Source organism: Clostridium sp. LS (assembly GCF_002760435.1).
Lineage (GTDB): Bacteria > Bacillota > Clostridia > Clostridiales > Clostridiaceae > Clostridium.
In genome coordinates this window covers 1-23,368 of record NZ_AUUU01000009.1, presented here as the reverse complement: position 1 = coordinate 23,368, position 23,368 = coordinate 1, and the positions used below count along the sequence as shown (strand labels likewise).

General features: G+C 30.6%; 21 protein-coding genes and 1 other RNA gene. 5 read left to right on the top strand and 17 right to left on the bottom strand.

Annotated elements, in window-relative coordinates; all coding sequences use genetic code 11:
* Positions 1-327 precede the first annotated feature (327 nt).
* Positions 328-954 (top strand): reverse transcriptase-like protein, encoded by a 627-nt coding sequence (locus COL3_RS02210; RefSeq protein WP_008423285.1) that lies wholly within the window; start codon positions 328-330, stop codon positions 952-954.
* A 28-nt stretch (positions 955-982) separates the two neighbouring features.
* Complete coding sequence (locus tag COL3_RS02205) at positions 983-1,912, top strand: hypothetical protein (protein WP_008423283.1); 930 nt, start codon at positions 983-985, stop codon at positions 1,910-1,912.
* Between the two features lie 560 nt (positions 1,913-2,472).
* On the opposite strand, the gene COL3_RS02200 is transcribed toward COL3_RS02205, so the two are convergent.
* From COL3_RS02200 to COL3_RS02175, 6 genes are all read right to left on the bottom strand, one after another.
* Positions 2,473-3,558: a type I phosphomannose isomerase catalytic subunit gene (locus COL3_RS02200; RefSeq protein ID WP_008423281.1), complete on the bottom strand. Its 1,086-nt coding sequence runs from the start codon at positions 3,556-3,558 to the stop codon at positions 2,473-2,475.
* Positions 3,559-3,573: 15 nt separating this feature from the next.
* Entirely contained in the window at positions 3,574-4,938 is a 1,365-nt protein-coding gene (locus COL3_RS02195; RefSeq protein ID WP_008423279.1) for a phosphomannomutase/phosphoglucomutase, read from the bottom strand.
* Positions 4,939-4,955: 17 nt separating this feature from the next.
* Positions 4,956-5,990 (bottom strand): hypothetical protein, encoded by a 1,035-nt coding sequence (locus COL3_RS02190; protein WP_008423277.1) that lies wholly within the window; start codon positions 5,988-5,990, stop codon positions 4,956-4,958.
* Entirely contained in the window at positions 5,987-7,165 is a 1,179-nt protein-coding gene (locus COL3_RS02185) for a glycosyltransferase family 4 protein (RefSeq protein ID WP_008423276.1), read from the bottom strand. The genes COL3_RS02190 and COL3_RS02185 overlap by 4 nt, the downstream gene beginning before the upstream one ends.
* A gap of 80 nt (positions 7,166-7,245) precedes the next feature.
* A complete protein-coding gene (locus COL3_RS02180) occupies positions 7,246-8,289 on the bottom strand; it encodes an NDP-sugar synthase (RefSeq protein WP_008423275.1) in 1,044 nt (347 codons plus the stop codon).
* 61 nt (positions 8,290-8,350) lie between these two features.
* Positions 8,351-9,352 (bottom strand): glycosylase, encoded by a 1,002-nt coding sequence (locus COL3_RS02175; RefSeq protein ID WP_008423274.1) that lies wholly within the window; start codon positions 9,350-9,352, stop codon positions 8,351-8,353.
* Between the two features lie 680 nt (positions 9,353-10,032).
* Between COL3_RS02175 and COL3_RS02170 the strand changes: the two genes are divergently transcribed.
* Complete coding sequence (locus tag COL3_RS02170) at positions 10,033-10,512, top strand: PadR family transcriptional regulator (protein ID WP_008423273.1); 480 nt, start codon at positions 10,033-10,035, stop codon at positions 10,510-10,512.
* Positions 10,513-11,202: 690 nt separating this feature from the next.
* Here COL3_RS02170 and COL3_RS02165 read toward each other — a convergent pair.
* From COL3_RS02165 to COL3_RS02145, 5 genes are all read right to left on the bottom strand, one after another.
* Entirely contained in the window at positions 11,203-12,738 is a 1,536-nt protein-coding gene (locus COL3_RS02165; protein ID WP_008423270.1) for a hypothetical protein, read from the bottom strand.
* 186 nt (positions 12,739-12,924) lie between these two features.
* Positions 12,925-13,359, bottom strand: coding sequence for a hypothetical protein (locus COL3_RS02160; protein WP_008423268.1), 435 nt, complete (start codon positions 13,357-13,359; stop codon positions 12,925-12,927).
* Between the two features lie 15 nt (positions 13,360-13,374).
* Entirely contained in the window at positions 13,375-13,680 is a 306-nt protein-coding gene (locus COL3_RS02155) for a hypothetical protein (RefSeq protein ID WP_008423267.1), read from the bottom strand.
* A 14-nt stretch (positions 13,681-13,694) separates the two neighbouring features.
* On the bottom strand, positions 13,695-13,982 hold the full coding sequence (locus COL3_RS02150) for a hypothetical protein (protein ID WP_008423266.1): 288 nt from the start codon (positions 13,980-13,982) through the stop codon (positions 13,695-13,697).
* 14 nt (positions 13,983-13,996) lie between these two features.
* On the bottom strand, positions 13,997-14,191 hold the full coding sequence (locus COL3_RS02145; RefSeq protein WP_008423265.1) for a hypothetical protein: 195 nt from the start codon (positions 14,189-14,191) through the stop codon (positions 13,997-13,999).
* Positions 14,192-14,384: 193 nt separating this feature from the next.
* On the opposite strand from COL3_RS02145, the gene COL3_RS02140 reads away from it, so the two are divergent.
* Positions 14,385-15,146 carry a S24 family peptidase gene (locus COL3_RS02140; protein ID WP_008423264.1) on the top strand — a complete coding sequence of 254 codons (762 nt, stop codon included), beginning with the start codon at positions 14,385-14,387 and terminating at the stop codon, positions 15,144-15,146.
* Positions 15,147-15,162: 16 nt separating this feature from the next.
* Positions 15,163-16,725, top strand: coding sequence for a recombinase family protein (locus COL3_RS02135; RefSeq protein WP_008423263.1), 1,563 nt, complete (start codon positions 15,163-15,165; stop codon positions 16,723-16,725).
* Positions 16,726-16,952: 227 nt separating this feature from the next.
* Here COL3_RS02135 and ssrA read toward each other — a convergent pair.
* The 6 genes from ssrA to COL3_RS02105 form a co-directional block, all read right to left on the bottom strand.
* Positions 16,953-17,287: a transfer-messenger RNA gene (gene ssrA, locus COL3_RS02130) on the bottom strand.
* A 128-nt stretch (positions 17,288-17,415) separates the two neighbouring features.
* A complete protein-coding gene (locus COL3_RS02125) occupies positions 17,416-19,230 on the bottom strand; it encodes a PAS domain S-box protein (protein WP_008423261.1) in 1,815 nt (604 codons plus the stop codon).
* 33 nt (positions 19,231-19,263) lie between these two features.
* Positions 19,264-19,536, bottom strand: coding sequence for an STAS domain-containing protein (locus COL3_RS02120; protein WP_008423259.1), 273 nt, complete (start codon positions 19,534-19,536; stop codon positions 19,264-19,266).
* A gap of 11 nt (positions 19,537-19,547) precedes the next feature.
* On the bottom strand, positions 19,548-21,545 hold the full coding sequence (locus COL3_RS02115; protein ID WP_008423258.1) for a methyl-accepting chemotaxis protein: 1,998 nt from the start codon (positions 21,543-21,545) through the stop codon (positions 19,548-19,550).
* 70 nt (positions 21,546-21,615) lie between these two features.
* Positions 21,616-22,008 (bottom strand): ATP-binding protein, encoded by a 393-nt coding sequence (locus COL3_RS02110; protein ID WP_008423257.1) that lies wholly within the window; start codon positions 22,006-22,008, stop codon positions 21,616-21,618.
* 311 nt (positions 22,009-22,319) lie between these two features.
* Complete coding sequence (locus COL3_RS02105) at positions 22,320-23,039, bottom strand: membrane protein (protein ID WP_008423256.1); 720 nt, start codon at positions 23,037-23,039, stop codon at positions 22,320-22,322.
* Positions 23,040-23,368 lie beyond the last annotated feature (329 nt).

Genomic DNA, 23,368 nt, shown 5'->3' with positions numbered 1-23,368 from the left:
TTTTATTCGTTTTGACGAAAACATTCAATATATTACACAAAATTTGTAAAAAATACTAATTATATTTTCTAGGCTTTAATATTAAAATCAGAATTTACTCAGGCTTCTCCTCAGTATACTGAGAGAGTTATTAAAAATGATTTGTTTATCTCATGCTCTACCCATAGAAAACATACTTTTCTTAATTTCTTTTTGTTTCTCTAAATCATCAAAACATGTCGGATTTGACACATTATTTTACATTATTGACTTTTGTTGTCGTGTGTTATATTGTTAAGTTGCTAAATCATATTCAAAATATTATTTTAATAGCCTAGGAGGTGTATGATGAATGAATGGATTTGCAACTGCGATGCCAGCAATAATGAAGCAATAGGAATGACTATAGGTATTCAAATAGTGAACACAACAACATCTGAGGAGTTTCTTTTTTCTGAGTGCATAGGACCATGTGGTAATTCCAACTTTGCAGAAGCACAAGCAATCATTAAGTCTTTAACAAAGCTTACAGAACTTTGTAAAAAGGATGATATTATTACTATTTATGGGGACAACCAAGATGTAATTGATAAAGTGAATAAAATAATAATTCGAGGCATGAAAAAGACCAAAAGAAAGCCACCTGAATATGTACTTAATATCATCAATCTTATGTCTAATTTTCAAAATATAGAATTAAAATGGATTCCAAGAAATCTTAATCGCAAAGCTCACTATCTAAGCCAAGAACCATTCTTAGATAAGTACACTGAGTATAGATCAAAGAAAATCAATGTTAAATACATCAACGATAATATTTTTTTAGCTCAAAGTAGTAAATATAAAAATATATATTATACTGTTGATTTAGAGCTTTGCACATGCACCTGCCGCTTCTTTAAGCTGCAACATTGGTGGGAAAGAAAAAAGTGTAAGCATATTATTGCTGCTGAAAACTATACAAATAATCTTTAGACTTCAATATATAAAGGAGAAATATTAAGTGCCAAAAAGAAATGAAAATTTTGAAACAATGTTTAATGGACACAAAAGCACTAATGGCAAATCAAGAGCAATAAAACTAAAGGATGAAGAATCTATTATAGAAATTAATAGTGTTCAACTTCCATTCATAGCTAAATATAAAGGTGAAAAGTTAAAAAGTATATACTATAAATGGATTAATCGAACAGGAAAGCCTGGTCAGAGAGGTATCTTTGTTTCTGGACATGAAGTATTCGGAGTTCCTACTTTAAGAGATTTAGACATCTTAGCTGCATTGCAAAGCATATTTATAAAAAATAAAACAAAGAACGATATCTGCATATTAAAGACAGAATTCATATTTGAAGAAGATCTAACTATAGATTTTACAATTAATGCTTTATCAAAAGAATTAGGCTATAAAAGTTTTATAAGTAATGAGGTTCGTAATAATATTAAAAATAGTATAGAAACCCTTTTAGAAACAAATATTGTCAATTGTTATGATGGCGGAATATACAACATCAAAAGCAAAAATTATATTAAAGATACTTCAACAAAGTATAAGTACATAGAAAGATGTCCAAATTACTATAATTCAAATACAACAGATAACTTGAAGCTTGATAATATAAGTAAAATAAAGCTAAATAGATTCTTCTATGATATGATAATTAATGGACATTTTCTTGTATATAATAGAGAAAAATTAAGATTAACTAATAATCTTACTGCAAGGAAACTTTATTTGCTAATTTCACTGTGGATGCATAATAAAAGCAGCTTAACTGTCTCAATTGATGATTTAATAGAATTTGTACCAGTAGCACAAAGTGAATTAAAATACCAAAGGCAATATATAAAAAAAGCTTTAAATATATTACATGAACGAAAAATGTTTAATGTTTTATACTTACCTGATAATAAATATAAAATTGAAGTAATATAAAGTATCCCATATAGTTTTTAATTTACACAGGAAAGCAGTTAGTATCTAAATGTTTTCCTGTATAAATTAACTGTCAAATCCGACATAATCATTTCTATTATAATTAATTACATGTTTAGTTACTTATATTTATTATCTGTGCTAATCATATTAATGGAAGACTTTTTAAAGACATGTCCTCAGCTATCCCCTGCGTCAAATTTGACGCACCCTTTACACAATATATTCTATAACAGCGAATATCAATATGTTTTATCTTAAAAAAGTATGTAACCAAAAAAGAAAACAAGTAGCTCGAACTACTTGTTCTCGGATTAATTTTACAGCACTGACAGAAGCCAACGGCTCTATCCAATTAATATTATACCAAAATACTTAAAATAATAAATATCTATCTAAATAATATTTCGCTTCAACTCGCTTATATAGTTATAAAATTACATATATTTTCTCCAGGAACCAGGCTATATAAATTAAAATGTATTTCTTAGTTTCATGCCCCACCACCTTTTATTTTGCTAAATTGGATTTCAAATTAATTATGCTTTTGTTAAGCTAGCTTAAACTGCCATTTTAAGAGGAACATAGATATTTTCTACTCCTGCAATATTATTTATTATTTGTTCATTTGAAAAACCTTCCTTTCTCAAAGAAGCATATAAATTAGGTAGAGACTCTGGGATAAAAACTTGAAGTGCAGAAAAAGTCCCTTCTATTTTATAACTTCCTAGATATGCTGGTATTAGAACAGTTTCAAGCGCTGCTACTGGAACCTTTTCATTTCCCCATATTATTTCTCCTTCACCACTTATAAACATGAGAGCTGAAAATTCACCATTTGCCATTAATTCTACTGGAGTTCCTATTCCCTCAATTAATCTAACACAAAAGTGTTCACTAATTGCTAGATAGGTACTTTTTAACTTATCATTCCTTATAGAAAGTCCAGAATATAAAGGCTTATTATTTTTAAAATTAAGTACCTCTAGAGCTTTATTTGTATGAAGTGGTCTTTTATTACCATTTGAATCAATTCTATCATAATCATATAACCTATATGTTAGATCCGAATGTTGTTGAACTTCAGCAATTACTAATCCATCTTTCAACGCATGTACAGTTCCCGCTGGAACAAAAACCACATCTCCTTTTTTTACAGGAACCTCTCTATACAATCCTTCATGTTTGTGATTTAAAATAGAGTCATTTATTTTATTCTTATCAAATCCTTCAGAAAAACCATGAATCACCGTTGCAGAAGGTTTAGCATCTATAATGTACCACATTTCAGTTTTTCCGATTTTCCCATTCTCATTTTTAATAGCATATTTATCATCAGGATGAACCTGAACGGATAATGGTTTATTTGCATCTATCAATTTTAATAAAACAGGTAATAAGTTCTTAGAAACGATAGTAGTAAATTTTTCTCCAAGAACAAGGCTTCCATACTTTTCTATTACATTAGTAAGTTTCTGTCCCTTTAATACTCCATTGACTATTTCACTCTCACTACCAGGTATAGCAGATAATTCCCAACTTTCTGCCACTCTACTTTCAAGCATATGTTTACCCATTTTTTTGAGATTATGTCCTCCCCAAATATAATCCTTATAAACTGGCTTCATCTTATATGGATAAAGCATATCTAAGCACCTCCATTAAGCAACTTTCAAAGGATATATGGAATTATAAATTTCTTTTCTTATTCTATCTAATCCATCATAAGTTTTTGCCTCGCAGCGAAGAATTAGCTCAGGTCCTGTATTAGATGCTCTTACTAACCCCCAACCATCTTCAAATTTAACACGCACTCCATCTATATCTATTATTTCATTTCCTAAGTTTTCAAAATATTCTTTAGCTTTATTTACATAAGAAAGTTTTTCATCTTCAGAACATTCAACTCTTATTTCTGGCGTAGAATATGTTTTTGGTATATCTGCCAATAATTCATTTAAAGCTTTGTCAGTATTTGATAAAATTCTAAGCAATCTAGCACAGGCATATATAGCATCATCATATCCAAAATATTCATCTGCAAAGAACATATGACCTGACATTTCTCCCGTAAATACTGCATTTAGCTCTTTCATTTTTGCTTTTATCAGTGAATGTCCTGTATTGTAAAGCATCGGCTTTCCTCCAAGTCTTTTTATTTCGTCTACCAATGTTTCTGAGCATTTCACCTCAACAATTGCTGGTGTACCTTGATATTTGGGAAGTATCTCTCTCCAGAAAAGTATCATAAGCATGTCCCCCCATAACACGTTTCCTAAATTGTCAACAACTCCAATTCTATCTCCATCTCCGTCAAAACCCACTCCTAAATCAGCATTATTAGCTTTAACAGCTTTTATTAAATCTTTTAGATTATCTGAATTTACTGGGTCTGGAAAATGATTTGGGAAATCAGGATTTGAATCACAATATAGTGGAATTACATCACAGCCTAATTCCTTTAATATTTTGGGTGCAAAAAATCCAGCAGTACCATTTCCACAGTCTACAACAACTTTAAGCTTTCTGTTTGAGAGCTTTATTTTATCTTTTATCATTTCTATATAACTACTTACTGGACTATGTGTAGTTAATTTTCCTTCCCCAATCTCAAAATCATTATCTATTATAATTTTTCGAATATATTGCAGTTCATCCCCATATAGAGTTCTCCCGTCATATTGTACCTTAAATCCATTATATTTAGCAGGATTATGGCTAGCAGTGATCATAATTCCTGATTTTATATTATAGAGATATGTGGAATAATAGAATATTGGAGAAACAACAACACCAATATCTACTACATTAATGCCCGTATCCATCAACCCTTTTACCAAACCATTAAATAACTCAGGGGAAGATTTTCTATTATCTCTTCCTACTATTGCTTCACTCTCTCCCTTTCTTTTTATAAAGGTTCCAAATGCTTTTCCAATAAGTTCTGCATCCTTTACAGTTAAGTCCTCATCATATATTCCTCTGATATCATACAGTCTAAAAATTCTTTCATTAATATTGCTCATAAAAACTCCTCCTCTTCTTATTGATCAATACTCGATATTTTTAGAAAAGATATTATATAAGAAACTAGACTCTCTGCTCCCATATTTAAATTAACACCTTCCTCTGTTAATCCATCAAAGCAACCGCCAGTATTATTATCCACAAGACTAATTCCCCTAGAATTAAATCCTTCATACCACCTATAACAAATTTCTGCTTTTTCCCTATAACTGTTTATTCCTGTTACTTCATATGCTTCTATGTATGTAAGCATTGTTTCACAAGCCTCAACAGGCTGTTCATCAAATTCCGAAGGAACTCCATTTTTTAAAAGCCAACCATTGCAGCCTACTGGTTTAAAATATCCCTCCTTAAAGGTTACATTTTCAAGAAAATTAAGACTTTCTTCTGCAGTTTCAAGAAATCTTTTTTCACCAGTGACTTTATAAGCTGCAAATAGCGACCACGGAAGAATGCTATTACAATAAGTTACAGTATCTTCAAACCATTTCCATTTTCCATCTTTATGGTTATTATACTGCAAACAAAGTGAGTTAGCTAAATCATACACAAGCTTTTGTGCCTCACTATTTTCAATTTTAGATAGACCTATGATGGAATATGCTTTAGCTCTAGGAAAACTAAGGGAGACCACATTTTTTATAGCTTTTTTTAGTATATCTGATAAACCTTGTCTCACTCCAAGTGGCGTAAATTCATTAGACAAAGCAAAACCCAAAGCCCATAAGCATCTACCAAAACAATCCTCTGACCCTTCCTCCTCAAGCCAATTTCTGCTATAATCCATAAAATTTTTAAATGTTCCCTTTTCATTTTGGGCATTTAATAAAAAGGAGGCATACCGATATACTAAATCCATGTATTTTTTCTCTTTGTACCTTTCGTAAATCATAAGAGCCATGATTAATGCTCTTACATTATCATCTGTTGTATATCCATGAGCAGGGTCAGGAATTCCAAATTTTGAATGTTGAAACATACCAGTATCATCAGTAAAACGAAAAATGTAATCATCTTTTATAGGTTTGCTTGAAATCATTCTATTCATCATACCACCATTTTTCCTGATGATTTATCTTTATTAAGCACTTCAATAAAAAGATCTATATATTGTTTTGAAACATTTTCCCACATCATAGTCTTACCAATACTTAATGTACGTTTCTCCATTTCTCTTTTTGCTTCAGGATTACTTAATACATATTTGATATTTCTTGCCAAGGAATCAGAATCACTAAACTCTGCTAAAAGCCCTCTACCATCACTTAGCATTTCTCTTGCATAACTATAAGGGGTAGATACAATAACTCTACCATATCCTACTGCGTAGGCCAACGTTCCGCTTACAGCTTGATCCTTACCAAGATAAGGTGTCATATATATATCTGACAACTGAAGATATTGAATAATTTCTTCTTTAGTAAGATACTTATCAATGAACCATACATTGTTCTCTATTCCAAGTTTTTTCACCATACTAATAAGTTTCTCTCTATAAATTTCACCATATTCCTTTTTTATGCAAGGATGGGTCTGCCCAAGAATAAGATAAACAATATCTTTGTAGCTTTTTGCCACCTTTGCAATTGCTTCAATCCCATATTCTATACCTTTACCTGGACTTATTAACCCAAAAGTACTAATTACATTTCGCCCTGAAAGCCCATATTTTTTCTTAAGCTTCTCTCTGCTGTCAAGGGCCTTATAAGGTACTCCATGATGAATAACTTTCACTTTTAATGGATTAATACTATACACTTTTTCAAGAATAGGCTTTGTATTTTGAGCCATAGTTATAATTTTTGAACTTTTTTCACCTAACCTTTTTAATATTTCTTTTTGCTTTTCTGAAGGATTAGGTATTACAGTATGCAAAGTTGTAACAAAAGGTATATGAAGCCTATCAATAAAATCTAATATAAACTCACCAGATTCTCCGCCAAATATACCATATTCATGTTCTATAACAAGAAGCTCTATATTTGAATTATTAATTGCATCTGCTGTTTTTAAATAGCTTTCTTTATCATGTTGAGAAATTTCCATAATTACTCTACTGCTGTAATCATAGTTATTATTATCGCTTATAGCTATAACTTTAGGTCTATTTCCAAATCCATTCTTATCAATTTCTCTTACTAAATCCTGAGTAAAAGTTGCAAGACCGCATTCTCTTGAAGGATAAGTACTTAAAAAAGCAATATTCATCAATCTTTCCAAAACCATAAGAAAACCTCCTATTAAAAATTTAAAATCATATATTTAAAGTTATAAATACAATTTCTATAGCAGTATACTTTTAATTCTTATACTGCAATTGAATCACTTAGCTTATCTGTAAGAATGTTATTATATTCTTCTCTATTGTTATTAATAGTACAATCTGACATTGCCACTGAATTTATGATAGCAGCACCACTTCCAACAGTTACATTATTCCAAATCACACTTCCGATAATCTTTCCACCTGCACCAATAGATACAGAATCTCCTAGTACCGTATCAGGTCCCACAACAGCAAAAGCACCAACTGTCACATTTTCACCAATATAAACCGGACCATTAATTCTTGCAGTTTCATGTATTTTAGCTGATTTACTAATATATTGCTGCTTATCATCAAAATTTAATAAATCAATCTTAAAATCACCCTTAACAATGTCTTTATGCACTTTAATGTATTTTTCAGGCGTACCTAAATCAATCCAATAAGAACATTTATTATATACAGCAATCTTATATCCTTTTTGCAATAAAGTAGGATATGTTTCTCTTTCTATTGATACAGCTCTTCCTAAAGGTATTTCATTTAAAAGTTCAGGCTCAAATATATAAACCCCAGCATTAATTAGATTAGAAGTACTTTCATGAGGTTTTGGTTTTTCTTTAAATGCAGTAATATAGGCATTTTTATCATGCTCTATTACACCGTAAGCTGAAGGATTATCAACTTTTGTTACAGCGATTGTGGCAAGAGCTTTTTTCTCTCTATGAAAATCTATCATATCTGAAATATCAATATCACTAACTATATCTGCATTGAATACTATAAATGTATCATCAAAAAATTCCTGTGCATTTTTTATTGCTCCTGCTGTACCTAAAGGTATATCTTCAGAAACATAACTTATTTTCAATCCCAAACTCTTTCCATCTTTAAAATACTCTTTTATTTTCTGTGGTTTATAGCAGGTACTTAATACCACTTCATTTATACCATATTTTTTTAACTTTTCTATATTTCTTTCAAGAAGAGGTTTGCCTACAATAGGAATCATAGGCTTTGGTAAATCGTTAGTAATAGGTCTTAATCTAGTTCCAAAACCACCTGCTAAAAATAATGCCTTCATATACATTCCTCCTTTTTTAAACAATAAACTATATTTTTGTCATTTATTAAACAATTCTTATCTAATCATAAGTTTTAGGTTCTGGGCATCTTTTAATATATTCAAGTAAGTCACTTAGATTAGTCTCTGCCATGGCAATACAGGTATCTGCAGCACCATAGTACATTTTTATGTTGCCAGTGTTTTTATCATGAACCCATCCACAAGGGAATACTACATCATCAACATCCCCTTCTCTTTCATAAAGTTCTTGTGGTCCAAATACCCATTCATCACTTCTTTTTAGAACTTTAAATGGATTATCAAGATCTAATAGTGCAAGACCAAGTCTGTAAATTGATCCTCCTGCAGTTTGTCTTACCCCATGATATAATATAAGCCATCCTTCTGGTGTTTCCAGTGGTGGAGTATTAAGACCTATCTTATTGGCATCCCACCATCCGCCTCGCCTAGCATTAATTAATATCTGATGTTCTCCCCAATATTTAAGGTCATCAGATTGCGAAACCCATATATGCGCTCCTGGTTCATGATTTGCTGGAATTGGTCTATGTATAAGAAGCCATTTTCCATTAATCTTTCTTGGAAATAGTGCAGCATCTTTATCCTCTGGAGGCATGATAGCTCCAAGTTTTTCAAATTTTTCAAAATCTTCTGTCAATGCAAGAGATACTAGTGGACCTCCTTTTGAGTATGCAGTGTATACAACAGCATACTTTTTTAGTTCCTCTAGGTATGTAATCCTTGGATCTTCAATACCCCATTCCTCTTCAGGAAACTTTTCTGGATTCGGTTCAAGAGTAGGCTTTGTATCCACTTTCCAATTACCTATACCATCATAACTAACAGCCTTAGTAAGATGTGAAAAACCTCGCCTGTCTTCAACCCTTGCTAGTAGCAATACCTTATTGTCATACATTGTTGCCGCAGGATTAAAAATGGTATTTGCAGCATACGGCCAATCTTTAGAAGTAAGAATAGGATTTTTAGGGTATCTTCTAAATAATTCCCTATAAGAATGATTATCAGATCCTATAAGTTTTGTTTGAAACTTTTCACTCATAAAACCTTCTCTCCTTTTCCAATTGATTTCATAATTACTTTAGCAAAATGCTAAATTACCTTTACCTTTATGCGTTAATATTCCTTTTAGACAAAAAGCGCTTTAAAACCCCTTCTAGTTTTAAGATAAAAATTCATAACGAATAAACGCTATTAATGAATATCAACAAATAAAAGGAATATTAAAACGCTTTGTTAGCACTCCTTATCGCTGAGTGCTAATTTTATTTTAATTAATTTAGATTTTTCTGTCAATAATTTTTATAAATTTTTCATATTTTGTCTTATTCCATTATTCCATGATTCTTTAATTATTTTATACTTACATAAGATTTTTTAATATATAGAACAGCTATCTTATCTTTAAAATCACATATATTTTCTCCCGATACCAGGCTATATAAATCAAAACTTAATCCTTAGTTTCATGCCCCACCCCTCTATAGAATTACATGTTTCATTTTGACCTATCCAAAGCCTTCGGCTTAATCTGATTTAGCTTATACCATAAACCTTTTATAACTATTCATCTTCCTTTTTCAGATTAAAGATTTAGCCCTTAGCAGGGCACTGGTGGTTCTTTTATAACTTTTTATAGGTATGTTTAAGTCTTTGTAATTCTAACTCCTATTTAAAGTATTGAATGAACTATTAATATTTATATCTAAAGGAGGATTCATAATGAAATCAACAAAAAAATCTATTAAAAACTCAAATCTTATCAATCAGAAAGGTCTTAAAAAGGTTAATCCTAAACATGACTATAAGGCTGAATACACAAGACTTTTCCCTACAAAAATGTCTAGTTCAAACTTCTTATCTTTCTACACCCTTCATGTATTAGCCAAACAAAACAGACCTCTATATGGCAAAGAAATACTAGCCTTCCTGCAAGACACAATAGGATCTGCAGTTTGGAAGCCCTCACATGGAACTCTCTATCCGATTTTAAACAAGCTCACAGCAAACAACCTTATTGAGAACATAAAGATAGAGGAAGATAAGAAGTATTATGCAATTACTGAGCTTGGAAGAGAAGAATTAGAAATAAAAATGAGGGAGTTTAAGCCTATGATAATTGAATCCTATAAATTCTTCTCTAAACTTATTGAAGAAATATATGGTTTCAATGAGGATCAAAATGATACAACTATTTCTTAAAATACGTTTATAGCTATTATAGTGACTTAAGCAGTAAGCCCTGAAAATACCATTCCACTTACTATATCATAAAGCCAAACTCTTATGCTCTTATAGGAGTAGCCAAAAGGCTATTCCTATATAATCATCTACAAATGTCTATAAGGTAGATAAACATTTATAGATAAATATTTATGTACAAATGTTTATAGGTATATATCAGCATAGAATTGGTTCAAAATGACCTTCTGGTGTTTTGTGATGATATCTTTATAGATATTCTCTTGGCACTAAGGTATATTAATGCTTACCAACAACCAATGTATCAAAATAGCACATATATACTTAATAATTATATATATTGATATGTAATTATTATGCCCGGTTTAAAATGAGTCGAGTTATATATAATACCTTCTTCTAATTCTACAAGTAACTTAGAAGCCATTATTAAGGTAAAACCTCCTCATGTTTATATTTGTGAGGAAGTTTTTTCTCTAATACTCATGTTGCTTTAAGATGTATCTAATACCGTGGAAGGTGTGGAAGCTGTGGAAGCTTAATTAACTCTTTTTTATATATTAACTATAGAATACTATATAGAAATTAGTAAAATATTAAAATTTACCCTCCACAACCTCCACTGCCTCCACTATAATCTTGCCCCTATAAAATACACTCATGGATACTTGAAGAAGGAGGTGCCTATAATTAACTGCCTAATCTTCTTAAATGGATTATATTATTTGTATTAGTACGTTTAATCTCAAATTTTATTCCTAGTCTTTCTAAGTTACTTTTTATAGATTTCAGTTTTTTACTTACCATATTTGAGGTTGTCGGGAAATCTGAAGAACCAGTGTATATTCTTTCTCTTTCTGCTACTGTTTCTAAAGCTATCATTAAATCACTAGCTTTTCCACTCCAACTTTGATTACTATCTAACAAAGCTACAACCGCTGAAGCAAACGAATTAGAATTGATTGCTTCTAAATTCTGTTTGATTATATTTTTATTATACCTTGATAAAAATTCACTCCCCAAGCCACCAATGGCTTCTGCTATTGCATATCCCCAAGAAGTGAAATCAGCCATTCTATTTAATCTTATTGTTGATGAATCAGAATACAATCTGATTGCTTTTGATAATATGTCAAAAATGCCTCCTAATATCTCTGGCATTACAAGTCTTAATTCTTCTAATAGCTTATACTCACCTTTTCTATTTGAATCTTGAATTCTATCTAATTCAAATAGAATCGATCTATCAAGTAAATCATCCTTCTTAGGAATAACATCTATACCATTTAAGGAAACACAGCGTTTGTAAGTAAATACAACATCATCTTCATTAGTATATATGCCTCTCTTGGAATATCCTTCTCCAGTAACAGCTCTACATAAGGTATCGCTTGTCGTATCTCCTATATTAGATATATTATCAAAGTTACAAAACCAATTGTGAGCTAGATTCTGTATAAGCTCTTCATTATTTTTAGGAAAGGTAATTGTTGGCATAATTGAAGGATCAATTATCATCTTCATTACTTTAGAAGCTGTAGTCTTTGCAGAGCCTTTTTCACCGTAAAATACTCCTATAGGATGAGCAATCTCAGGAATAAAGCAACTAATTAGGTATACCAAAAATAATAGTTTATCCTCCTCTTTAACATTAATATATCTAAATATTGATTTTATATCTCCACCGCCTACCGGTCTAACCTGCTCATTTTGTGTCTTATATCTTTTAAAGAATGCTAATGGATTGTTATTTATTTTCCAACCAGATGCATCAATCTCAACAATCTCCCAATTTCTATTTACCAAATCATAATATATACTTTTGTCATCACCTGCTACTCGAAGATTCAGTTTATATTGAATTCCACCAAACTTTGCATGAGCTTCTATTGAATTTACTATATCTTTTACTGCCATAGTTGATATTGTTTTTCCATATGTATCCCATACTTTTTTTATTATCCAACTTGAAAAGTCTTCTCCTCTGACAGCAAGTATCTCTTTATGAGCACCTACAGGTATAATAGCATGAGCCTCCTTTCTATCATCTATAAACAAATGAGCTTCTCTCAAAATATCTTTTACTAGTACATCCTTTATGTTTGTTTTTTGTCTTTGCTTGTTATTGCTATTACTAATTACTTCACTTTCTTCATCTGTAAAAGCATATATATTTGCTAAAGCGATCTGATCTGGTGCCTGTATATGATTTATATTATTATTCATAAAATTATTCTCCCTTTCTGAAATCAGTATATTTCTTATTAAATTCTTTTACTGCTTAATATTCATTGTGACTTATTTTCTTAACTATCTAAATCGCTTGTATCATTTTACAAGTTCCATTTTCTATAATTCTCCAAAAATATAAGACTTATCTGCAATTTTGCAGACTCGTCTTATATTTTATTATTATTCACAGATTCTATAACCTGTTCTTTCATATAATAAATTGTCAACGCATTCCTTAGTTACATCTCCATTTACTTGAAAACATTTTTTCAAAGTATAAGTAATATTAAGCTCATCTCCATAATGGCTTGATTCAATTCCTTTCTGATCCAGAAGATCTTTTATTTCAGATAAGTTATTAAACACTCTCATATATTCATCAAATGTTTCATAAACTCTATCTTCGCTTTCTTCTAAAAAAATATATTCATCTCCTCTAGCAAAAGTATATTCAGTAGCTCCATCATAAATCCTTTTGAACCCACGTGCTCCTGCTATTTCTTCTACATACTTAACAGCTTCATTGATAGATTTAAACTTAGCCAAAACCCTTTCTATATAGGTATCTCTAACATACTCTTCTTTTATAACTTTTACATAATAATTTCTCTCCATAAAACAGCACTCCTTTTAAGCAATTTCCTTATTGTAATCTTCCTTAACCTTTTTTGTTATAATATATGTATTGGAAGCTTTATATTTTGATTTCTGATTATTGTAGCTATACTTTAGCCTCATAAGATTATGTTTCTCTATTATTTCTTTTAGAGCTTTTTGGGTTTCAAATTCAGAATAAGCATATTCATCTTCTATTGACTGAAAAATATCTATTTCTCTTACATAGCCTTGCTTTTCAATATTACTTAAGACAACATTTTCTATCTTATCTATTAGCTCATCCTTATTAATTTCACACACGCTTTTGCAAAACAACATTTAAGTCACTCCAACTAAAAGATTCCTGCATTATATCTATCGTATAAAATCTTTGCACTGGTTATAAGGTATTCTATCTCTTCAAAGTTTAGATACACTTCTTTGTTCCCCCAGTCTGATCTTTCTGCTCTTATAAAGCTAACAAGCTTGTCTACAAAATCTGAAACCTTATCTGAATCATCATTTAATGCTTCAGGCTTAAATAAGTCACAAATATTACCAGCTCCCATAATAGAATGATTTTTTTCATCGTAGTCATAAGTTATTTTTTCATAGTCATCTCTTGTAGTTCTTATTAACATCTCTATTCTCCTTTCTAAGCAGCATAATCTAGTGAATGCTTTTTATTAATATCTGTTCTAAAAATAAACTTCTCTCTAAGCCCTTCTGCTAGGGTCTTAACGAACTGATTTTCAAATTCAGCCTCTACACTCTTTTGGGTCAATAACTCCTCCTTTACTCTTTCTTTTGATTTTCTATCATAACTGATAGTCACTATTGAAACTTCCAAAATATCACCCCCTTACAACTTAGCTGTCGGATTTGACATTCTAACTTTTGTAACTTAAGTTACAATTATATTTACATTTCGTTCTTGTTTTACATATTAGCATATATTTTTTCACTTGTAAACCAGGATACAAAAAATATTTTATTTGTATCCTAAACTATTTTAGTATATAATATATTTTGAGGTGAATATTATGTTTAATAAAGAAAAATTTAGTGAATTATTAAAAGCTTCTATTGGTGCAAACAGGAGTATTACTGACTTCTCAAAGGAATGTGGGGTTGCAAGACCTTACATATCTAAATTTTTAAATTGTAAATTAGAAAAAGCCCCCTCTCCTGAAATAATAAGAAAGTTTTCTAGTGTTGCTTATAACAATATAAAAGAAGCTGACCTTTTACTTGCTGCTGGTTACGAGATAAGTGATATGGATTACTTTAATTTAACTTTTGAAGCTGTTATTGAAGATGATCCTTTAAATAATTCTGTTTCAAATACTAGAAATAAAATAAAGGAATTACACATGAAGAATAATATAAATTACAGTAATCCAATTAAAGTACCCGTTCTATCTTTTATAGATAATGGTAATATTATTTCTAATGACAGTGAAAATGTAATTAGCTATGACTATATACCAAGTACTTTAGCTTACGATGCTTCGAAATGCTTCTACTATATAGCAGAAGATAATAGTATGTCTAATGCACGAATTCATGACGGAGATGCTGTGTTTATAATTCCAAATATAACTTATAAGCATAATGACATTGTGCTTTTATTAAAAGATGGAGAAGCTTTTTTAAGAAGATATAAGAAATTGAGTAATGTACACTTATTCCAAGCTGAAAGTAACGATTTTGATAGCTTCGCATTAACAAATAATGATCTTAAAAATTCTAAAATAACTATTTTAGGTACTGTTGAGCATATAAAGATAAGAACAAAAATTTAGGAAGGAGAGATGTTTTTTGAATGCAGCAATATATGCAAGATATAGTTCAGATAATCAGCGTGAAGAGTCAATTGATGCACAAATTCGTGCTATAAAAGAATATGCAGATAAAAATGGAATAATAATTACAAAGGTATACACTGATGAAGCAAGATCAGCAACAACAGATAATAGACCTAAATTTCTTGAAATGATAAAAGATAGTGAATATGGACTATTCGATGCTGTAATAGTCCATAAGCTTGATCGTTTTTCAAGAGATAGATATGATAGTGCTCATTATAAGAGAATTCTCAAAAAGAATAATGTAAGGCTTATATCTGTGCTAGAACATTTGGATGACAGTCCTGAAAGCATAATACTTGAATCAGTTCTTCAAGGCATGGCTGAATATTATTCTAAGAACTTAGCTAGAGAAGTTATGAAAGGTATGAAAGAAACTGCACTGCAGTGTAAACACACAGGAGGTCTTCCCCCATTAGGTTACGATGTAGATCCTGAAACAAAGAAATATATTATAAATGAACAAGAAGCAAAAGCAGTAAAGTTAATTTACGAGATGTATTCTGAAGGTCATGGCTACAATACTATCGTAGACAGACTTAATCTATTAGGCTATAAGACGAAAATAGGAAGAAGCTTTGGTAAAAACAGCATATCAGAAATACTAAGAAATGAAAAATACATAGGTACTTTTATATTTAATAAGGCACCTAAGTCCTTCAATGGTAAGCGTAATTCACATAGAACTAAAAGTCCTGAGGAAATTATAAAAATAGAAAATGGATTACCTGCTATTATTTCAAAGGATATTTTTGATAAAGTTCAGAAAAGAATGCTTAACAATAAAAGAAATGCTACAAATAAGGCTAAAGAAGTTTATCTATTGTCTGGAAAGATGCTTTGTGGCTGCTGTGGAGCTTCTATGGTAGGTCATACTAGTTATTCTGGAAGGAATAAAGCAAAATACTCTACCTATAATTGCAGTGCTAGGTACAGAACAAAACAATGCGGTATGAAAAATATACAGAAGAACTTTGTTGAAGAACTTGTACTAAATGAAATAAAAAGCAAAATCTTAAATCCTTCCTCAATAAAAAGACTTACGAAAAAACTTATAGAACACTATAACAAGATGTTAGATTCTAATCATGATGAATTAAAAAGTCTAGATAAGCGTCTAAAAGAAATAGATTTTGAAATTGGCAATATTGTAAATGCTATCTCTCAAGGAATGTTTCATAACTCCTTTAAAGAAAAGATGGACAACCTAGAAGCTGAGAAAACCAGAATATCCAGCTATATAAATGAAATAAAAGCTACAATGAATAGTAGCGAACTTAATGAAAAACTTATCGAGCAGTATTTAATTAAAGATATAAATGCTATAAATGAAAAAAGTGCTAATGATCTAAAAACAATCATTAACACTTATGTAGAATCAGTTTTAGTACATGAAGATAAGGTTGACATTAACCTTATCCTCTTTTTTGTACATATCAATGGTGGAGGCGAGGGGTCAGTGGCATCCATACTTTCATATGGCCCTGACTATATCTTATTCTGTAAATTATTTTAACTTTTACAGAACCTTGGCATATTATAGAAGCTTAGTATCGTTTATATCTTCTATCCTAGTATTTCATGATACTATATAAAATAGCATTTTAGAAACCTATAAGTCGATACGAGGCTGTTAAGTTTCCTTACATACCTCTCGGTATTGCCGTCAGCATTATCTGTTACGGTTTCACCGATAAAGCCAAGTTTTCATTTAAGGATCACTCCTTAATGCGACTCTGTCAATGAATCGAACCCCTGTCCGAAAGCAGCTGAATTTATCTTTCTCCGAGTGCAGTCTAAGTTTTAAGATTCCCCAAAAGCATCGCCCTTAGACAGGCTATACTTTCCGGTAGCTTCATAAATACCCCTCTAGCTCAAAGCTTTGCTAGGCTTCGTTTCCCACTCAAATGACACCAGTGATCCGAGCCGTAGGCAACCCGGGCTGATGAACAGCTTTAAACTAAGCTGCTATTGCAAAATTATCTTCTGCGTTTACATTTAATGCATACTTTATTAACGAGGCACCATGCTTCCCTCGACTCGCTTAATAAACCCATCCCACCCCCGTCGAAGCCAAAACGCCCCCAGGTTAAAGATGGTTTAATAACATATTCAGTTTTCAAAGAAATGTTCATCTTGTATAGTCTATTCTATATCAATCAACGTATACTGTCAACTGGAACATTGTTACTCATTTGTCTACATCCTATTTTATTTCCATGGCTATCATAGTGCAATCATCTTTTAATTTTCCAACATCTAAGATAGTATCATTTAAAAATACATCTATATATTCTTTAAATCTTAATATACTAACCTTTTTCATATACCTTTTAACAATTTTATCTTCATCAAATATAAAATCTAATCCATCAGTAAAAAAGTAAATTTTGTCTCCCTGTTTAAAATGAATGACTTGCTCACAAAAATCACTATCTTCAAACATCCCTAGGAAAGGACCTTCAACAATTATTTCCTCTACATCTTCGTCCTTCCTTTGAAAAATAAATTGATTTATTCCTGCACCTACAACCTTCAACTCATTTATATTAAAATCCATGCTGAAGCAGCAAACAGCAATATAATTCTCGTCATAATAACTAATCAATTTTTCATTTAAATTTTTTACTATTTCCATTGGGTCATTTGTCTTAGCAATCTCTTGAAAACATAAAATATCAAAAGCTGAAATTTGTAAAGCAGCTGATATCCCTTTCCCCCTAACATCTACAATGATCCCAATTATCACATTTTTGCTTACTTCAAAAATTCTATAAAAGTCTCCGCTAATAGTCTTTGCTGGAACATAAGTACTGATAATATCAACAAATTCTTTAGCTGGAAAATCTTTTTGGAGAGTTTTTCTTTGAAGTTCAGCGGCTTTATTTATTTCTTCCTTCATCTCAGTAATATCTCTTATAACTGCTAGAATAGCCGAGTTGCCTTCATATGTTATGTAACTGTAGGAAATTTGAAGGTTTATCAACTTATTAGAGAAATAAAATTCATAATCATGTACATCTTTTACTCTTTTTTCGGCAATTATATTTTTAAATCTTTTATGCAGAGCTTTTGTATATTTTTCATCAAAATGCTTATATATATTGCTTCCAATAAGGCTGTTATAATTTATTCTAAATAAGTTACAGGCCTCATTGTTTGCTAAAGCAATTATATTATCTACTATAATAACGACAGCATCAGGGGAATTAGTTATAATTTGCTTATATCTTTCCTTACTATCTTTAAGTATTTTATCAAGAATCTTTTTTTCTGTAATATCTCTTAGTCTTTCGACAATAAATAATAGCTCTCCTGTTTCATCTAGAACCGGGTTATAGCATACATCCATAAATTTATTTAATTCTGGAATAAATCTCTCTCTCGAAATCTTTTGTTTAGATGCCACAACTTTACCAAAAGAACAATCTAAACATTTTTCTTTTCTATCTAAAATTTCGTAGCACATTTTCCCCTCTACTTCTTCGGGGACTTTATTATGAAACTCATATCCTGCTTCATTAAAAAAAGATATTGAATGATCAGTATTATAAACTTTGATTACATCAGGAATACCATTAAGCACCCCTGTGAATTCTTTTTCTAACTTCTTACGTTCAGTAATATCTGTTGCAATTACTAATAAGTAGTCTTTCTCATACTTACTAAATAGTGATATCTTTGCTTCAATATAAATGTGTTTTCCTTCTTTTGATTTTAGTATCATTTCTATTTTATCATCTTTATTAATAGTTAAATCTCTATATCTTTTTATTTGATTTTCCAGTTCATCTAAGTTAAAAATATTTGAAAGTAATGTTTTCACAAGTTCCTCTTTTGTATATCCTAAATTACTGCAAAGCTTACTATTAAAATCTACAAAGTATTTTGGAGCAAAATTTTCATCAAGCTCTATAACAAATATTAATTCCTCTATTTTGTCCCAAATTTCTTTATAACTAGCTTCAATTATTTCTACATTTTTATCTAATACTGCTGCTTTTGTTTTTCCTTCGCACATAAGCTTATTAGTCCTTTCAATCTGAATTATTCACTACGGACATATTTCAAATACTTTATCCAATCTTGTTAACTTAAACAGTTTCTCAACATCAGGCTTTAGTGACATTAATTTTATGCTGCCACCCTTTTCAGCGCATTTTTTGTAAACAGCTACTAATGCTCCAAGGCCTGTACTATCTATAAATATGCAATCTCTAAAGTTAAAAGTAAAATTATTATTTCCATCTTCTATTAACTTATTAATCTTTATTCTAAAATCTGCTACCTCATCAACAACAAACTCTTTAGGTACATTTATTTCCATCTATAATCACCTCATATTTTAAATCTTTCTACAAGTTTAGTTAATTCTTCAGCCATAGCGCTTGTCTCTTCAGCTGTTGCTGTTAAATTATTAATTGCATTTGCTTGTTCCTCTGCTGCTACAGATACATTTTCACAATTTGAAGAATTGCTTTCGGTAACTGTTGCTATGTTATTAATAAGTTCAACTACTTTATCTGAAGATGCCACTTCATCGCCAGTTATGTCTAGTATTTCATTAACATGTTTAACTATATTTTCTATAGCATTAATTATGTTAACAAACGCTTTATCTGTTTCTGACACTATATGTACTCCATTTTCAACTTCAACCTTTGCCTTTTCCATTGCATTTACTGCATTTTGTGTCTGTTTTACCATTTCGCTAACTAATGCAGCAATCTCTTTTGCTCTGTCATTTGATTCTTCTGATAATTTTCTAACTTCATCAGCAACTACGCTGAACCCTTTTCCATGTTCTCCGGCTCTGGCCGCTTCTATTGCAGCATTTAATGCTAAGAGATTTGTTTGCTCTGCAATTGCATTTATTGTATTTATTATTCCTCCAACTTTAGTAGATAGGCTGCTTAAAGATTGCAGTGCCTTGGAAGTTTCATCACTTCCTGTACTTATCACATTCATTGCCTTAACAGTTTCTTCTACTTTTTCTCTACCAAGATCAGCTGCTGCCATTGTTTGAGACGCATTTGAACTTGTAGACTTGGCCCTGCTTTGTGCTAATTGAACAAGACTCGATAGCTGCACCAATACCTTTGAAACATCTACTATAGATTCATTCTGCTGTTCAGCATCTTGAGCAACCTGAGTTACTGTAGCACTTATTTCTTCAGTTGTTGCACTAATTTCTTCTGATGAGGCCGCCATCTCTTGTGAAGCTGCATTTAGCTGTTCTGCAGCATTAGTTACACTTCTAACTATACTATCTTGATGTTTTATCATCTCATTAAAGGAATTTCCAAGTTCCCCGATTTCGTCCTTGCTGTGTATACTAACCTTAACAGTTAAATCGCCTTCTCCTGCACGTTTCATTAGCTTTTCTAAATTTTTAATAGGATTAATTATACCTTTTGTAGAATATCCATAAGCACATATCATAGCAATCATAATTGATATTAAAACAATAACTATTGTATAATTCCTGATACTTAAGGCTGCTGACATATATTCGTTATAATCTGCTGTTACTGCAATTACCCAATTGCCAACTGGTTGAAAAGAGACGTATTTATATACATTTTCATAAGTATAAAAACCTTGCGAAGTTTTTCCTTCCTTCATCTCATTAATCATAGTTTTTAAGTCATCACTGGCGTTATCACTTGCATTAACTTTCAATATCTTAGTGCTGTCAGGATGGTAAACAATTAATCCATTTTTGTCTATCATATATGCATAGCCGTTTTGGCCTACTTTAACCTTTGATGCATAAGAAGATATACTGTCAAACTTTATACTTCCAACTAAAGTACCAATAACTTTTCCATTGTCCTTAAGCGGGTACGCTATGAATATAGCAGGATTTCCTGTAAATCGTGATGTTAATACCTCACTAACTGCTTCTTTTCCACTAAGGGCAGTTTTCATATAGTCCCTATCGCTTAAATCTATATCTGGTTCTTTTGTTTGGCTATCGATAACTACTTTTCCATAAGCATCTGTAATAATTAGGACTTCCATAAAATCCTTATTTTCTTCTTGGACATTTTTAATATATTCGAAAGCCGAATTAATATTATTGCTATTTAAATCTTGAACCGCTTTTCCTAAATCACTATTTAAGCTCGCTACCTTCAGCGAATGTTTTACTGACTCTATTGATTTATCAATCAAAGCTGCTGTATTTGAAGTCTGATCTTTTAACTGCTGCTCAACTGAAGCTTGTATTGAATTTCTAGTCATATTATAGGATACATAACCTAAAGCCCCCATAGGTATAGAAACTATAATAAAAAAAGCTAACATTAATTTTGCTTTTAAAGAAATTTTCATTTAACTTCCCCCTTTTTGTTTTTTGAAATACTTCTTTAACATAAATAGCACTGTGGTACATTATGCATTATTAATATCCATTTAGATACTTTTCCATAATTATTGAATTACCTTTAAATTTCACTTCATCTGCATAGCTTCTTATGATAAATAATCCTCTTCCACATTCATCCAAAAGACTTTCTTCACTTATTTCTTTATTTGCTTTTGAAGATTCAACTCCTGATCCACAGTCTTTAACCGCAATTCTTATAAAATTTTCTTTTAATTCCCATTGTACATATATAGGCTTACTATTGTCACTATTATTTCCATGAATATATGCATTACTAACGGCTTCAGATATAATCAATTTTATTTCAAAGTATTTCTCCTTTAAATTAAAGTTCTTTATGATATTATCTAATTTCTCACTAATATTACTAATTCCATAAAGTATTATATCTCCATTGGTAACTACCATATGCAATCCCCCTTCCTTAATACAATTAATTTATATATATAACAAAATTTAACCCTCAAATAATCTATTGCAAATATGTTATTATGGAACTAATTTTCTAAAGTTATAAATTTTCACCAACTCCACTTTTATTATCACACTAATTTCATCATTTTTCAACATGTACCATTATTCTTTACAAAAATTAACAAAGCATATATTTTTTATAAATTTATTTTTTTACGTAATCAATACTAAATTTACTTCTTTCTAGTTATATAAAAAAATAGTTGTCAGAAAATGGTTGAAAACTATTTTCCGACAACTATTTTTTATACAGCCGCTGTTATATTATCTTCTAAATTTGCATCCCGTTCACTTACTACTAAGTTCGCAAATCTCTCACCATATGGAAGAAAATATTGTATAAATGGTCCAGTTGATAACATAGATATTACTGTACCAAGACCAATTTTCCCTCCTAAAATAAATCCAATAATTAAAAATCCACCATCCAGTGTCATTCTAATCCATCGATACTCAACTTTTGTCTTGTCCTTTATTATAAATGGGACAATATCATTTGGGGCCACACCTACATTAGCCGCTGATAATACTGAAAAACCTATAGCGATAATTAAGCAGCCAAATATCACAAAAAATGCTTTTATAACATAGTTGTAAGATTCAATTGGAAAATATGAAACTATTCTTATGCCAAAATCAATAATAGGTCCTACTCCAACAACACAAATTAATGTTCCAATTTTTATGCGCTTTCTTTCAGTTAATACAATTATAGTAAATAATAATACTAATATAATCATATTAGCTATTCCTGGAGTTACTTCTGCTCTTCCACTAATTAATTTTACTATTGATAATTCCTTAATACCTGTTTTGTTCAACGTAAATGATAATCCTTGAGTAAATACAGTAAAAGGATCAGAACCTATATTAGTTTTTAGAAATATGGCAACTCCAAACTGAATAATACTCATTCCAATAAAGAATAAGATGAGCCTCTTAAATAAATCAACTGCTTTGTTCATATACTTTCTCCTTTTTTGCTACGTTTAATTCTATAAATAATTACTTCTAAGCCCTAAGAAATTTTACTATACAGTTATTATCTTGTCAAAATAAAATCCAAAATAATTCAAAACAAAGCAGATTCATTCATAAATAATTTTATTATATATAATAACTATGATAACTATTATGGCAACAAAAAAGACATTTATTAAAGGATCTAATAAACTTAGATTTTTCTCCTGCAATAAATGTCAATTAATATCTAGTATGTTATTTTATTTTTCTTGTAAATATTCATCTATAGCTTTTGCAGCTTTCTTACCAGCACCCATAGCTAATATTACTG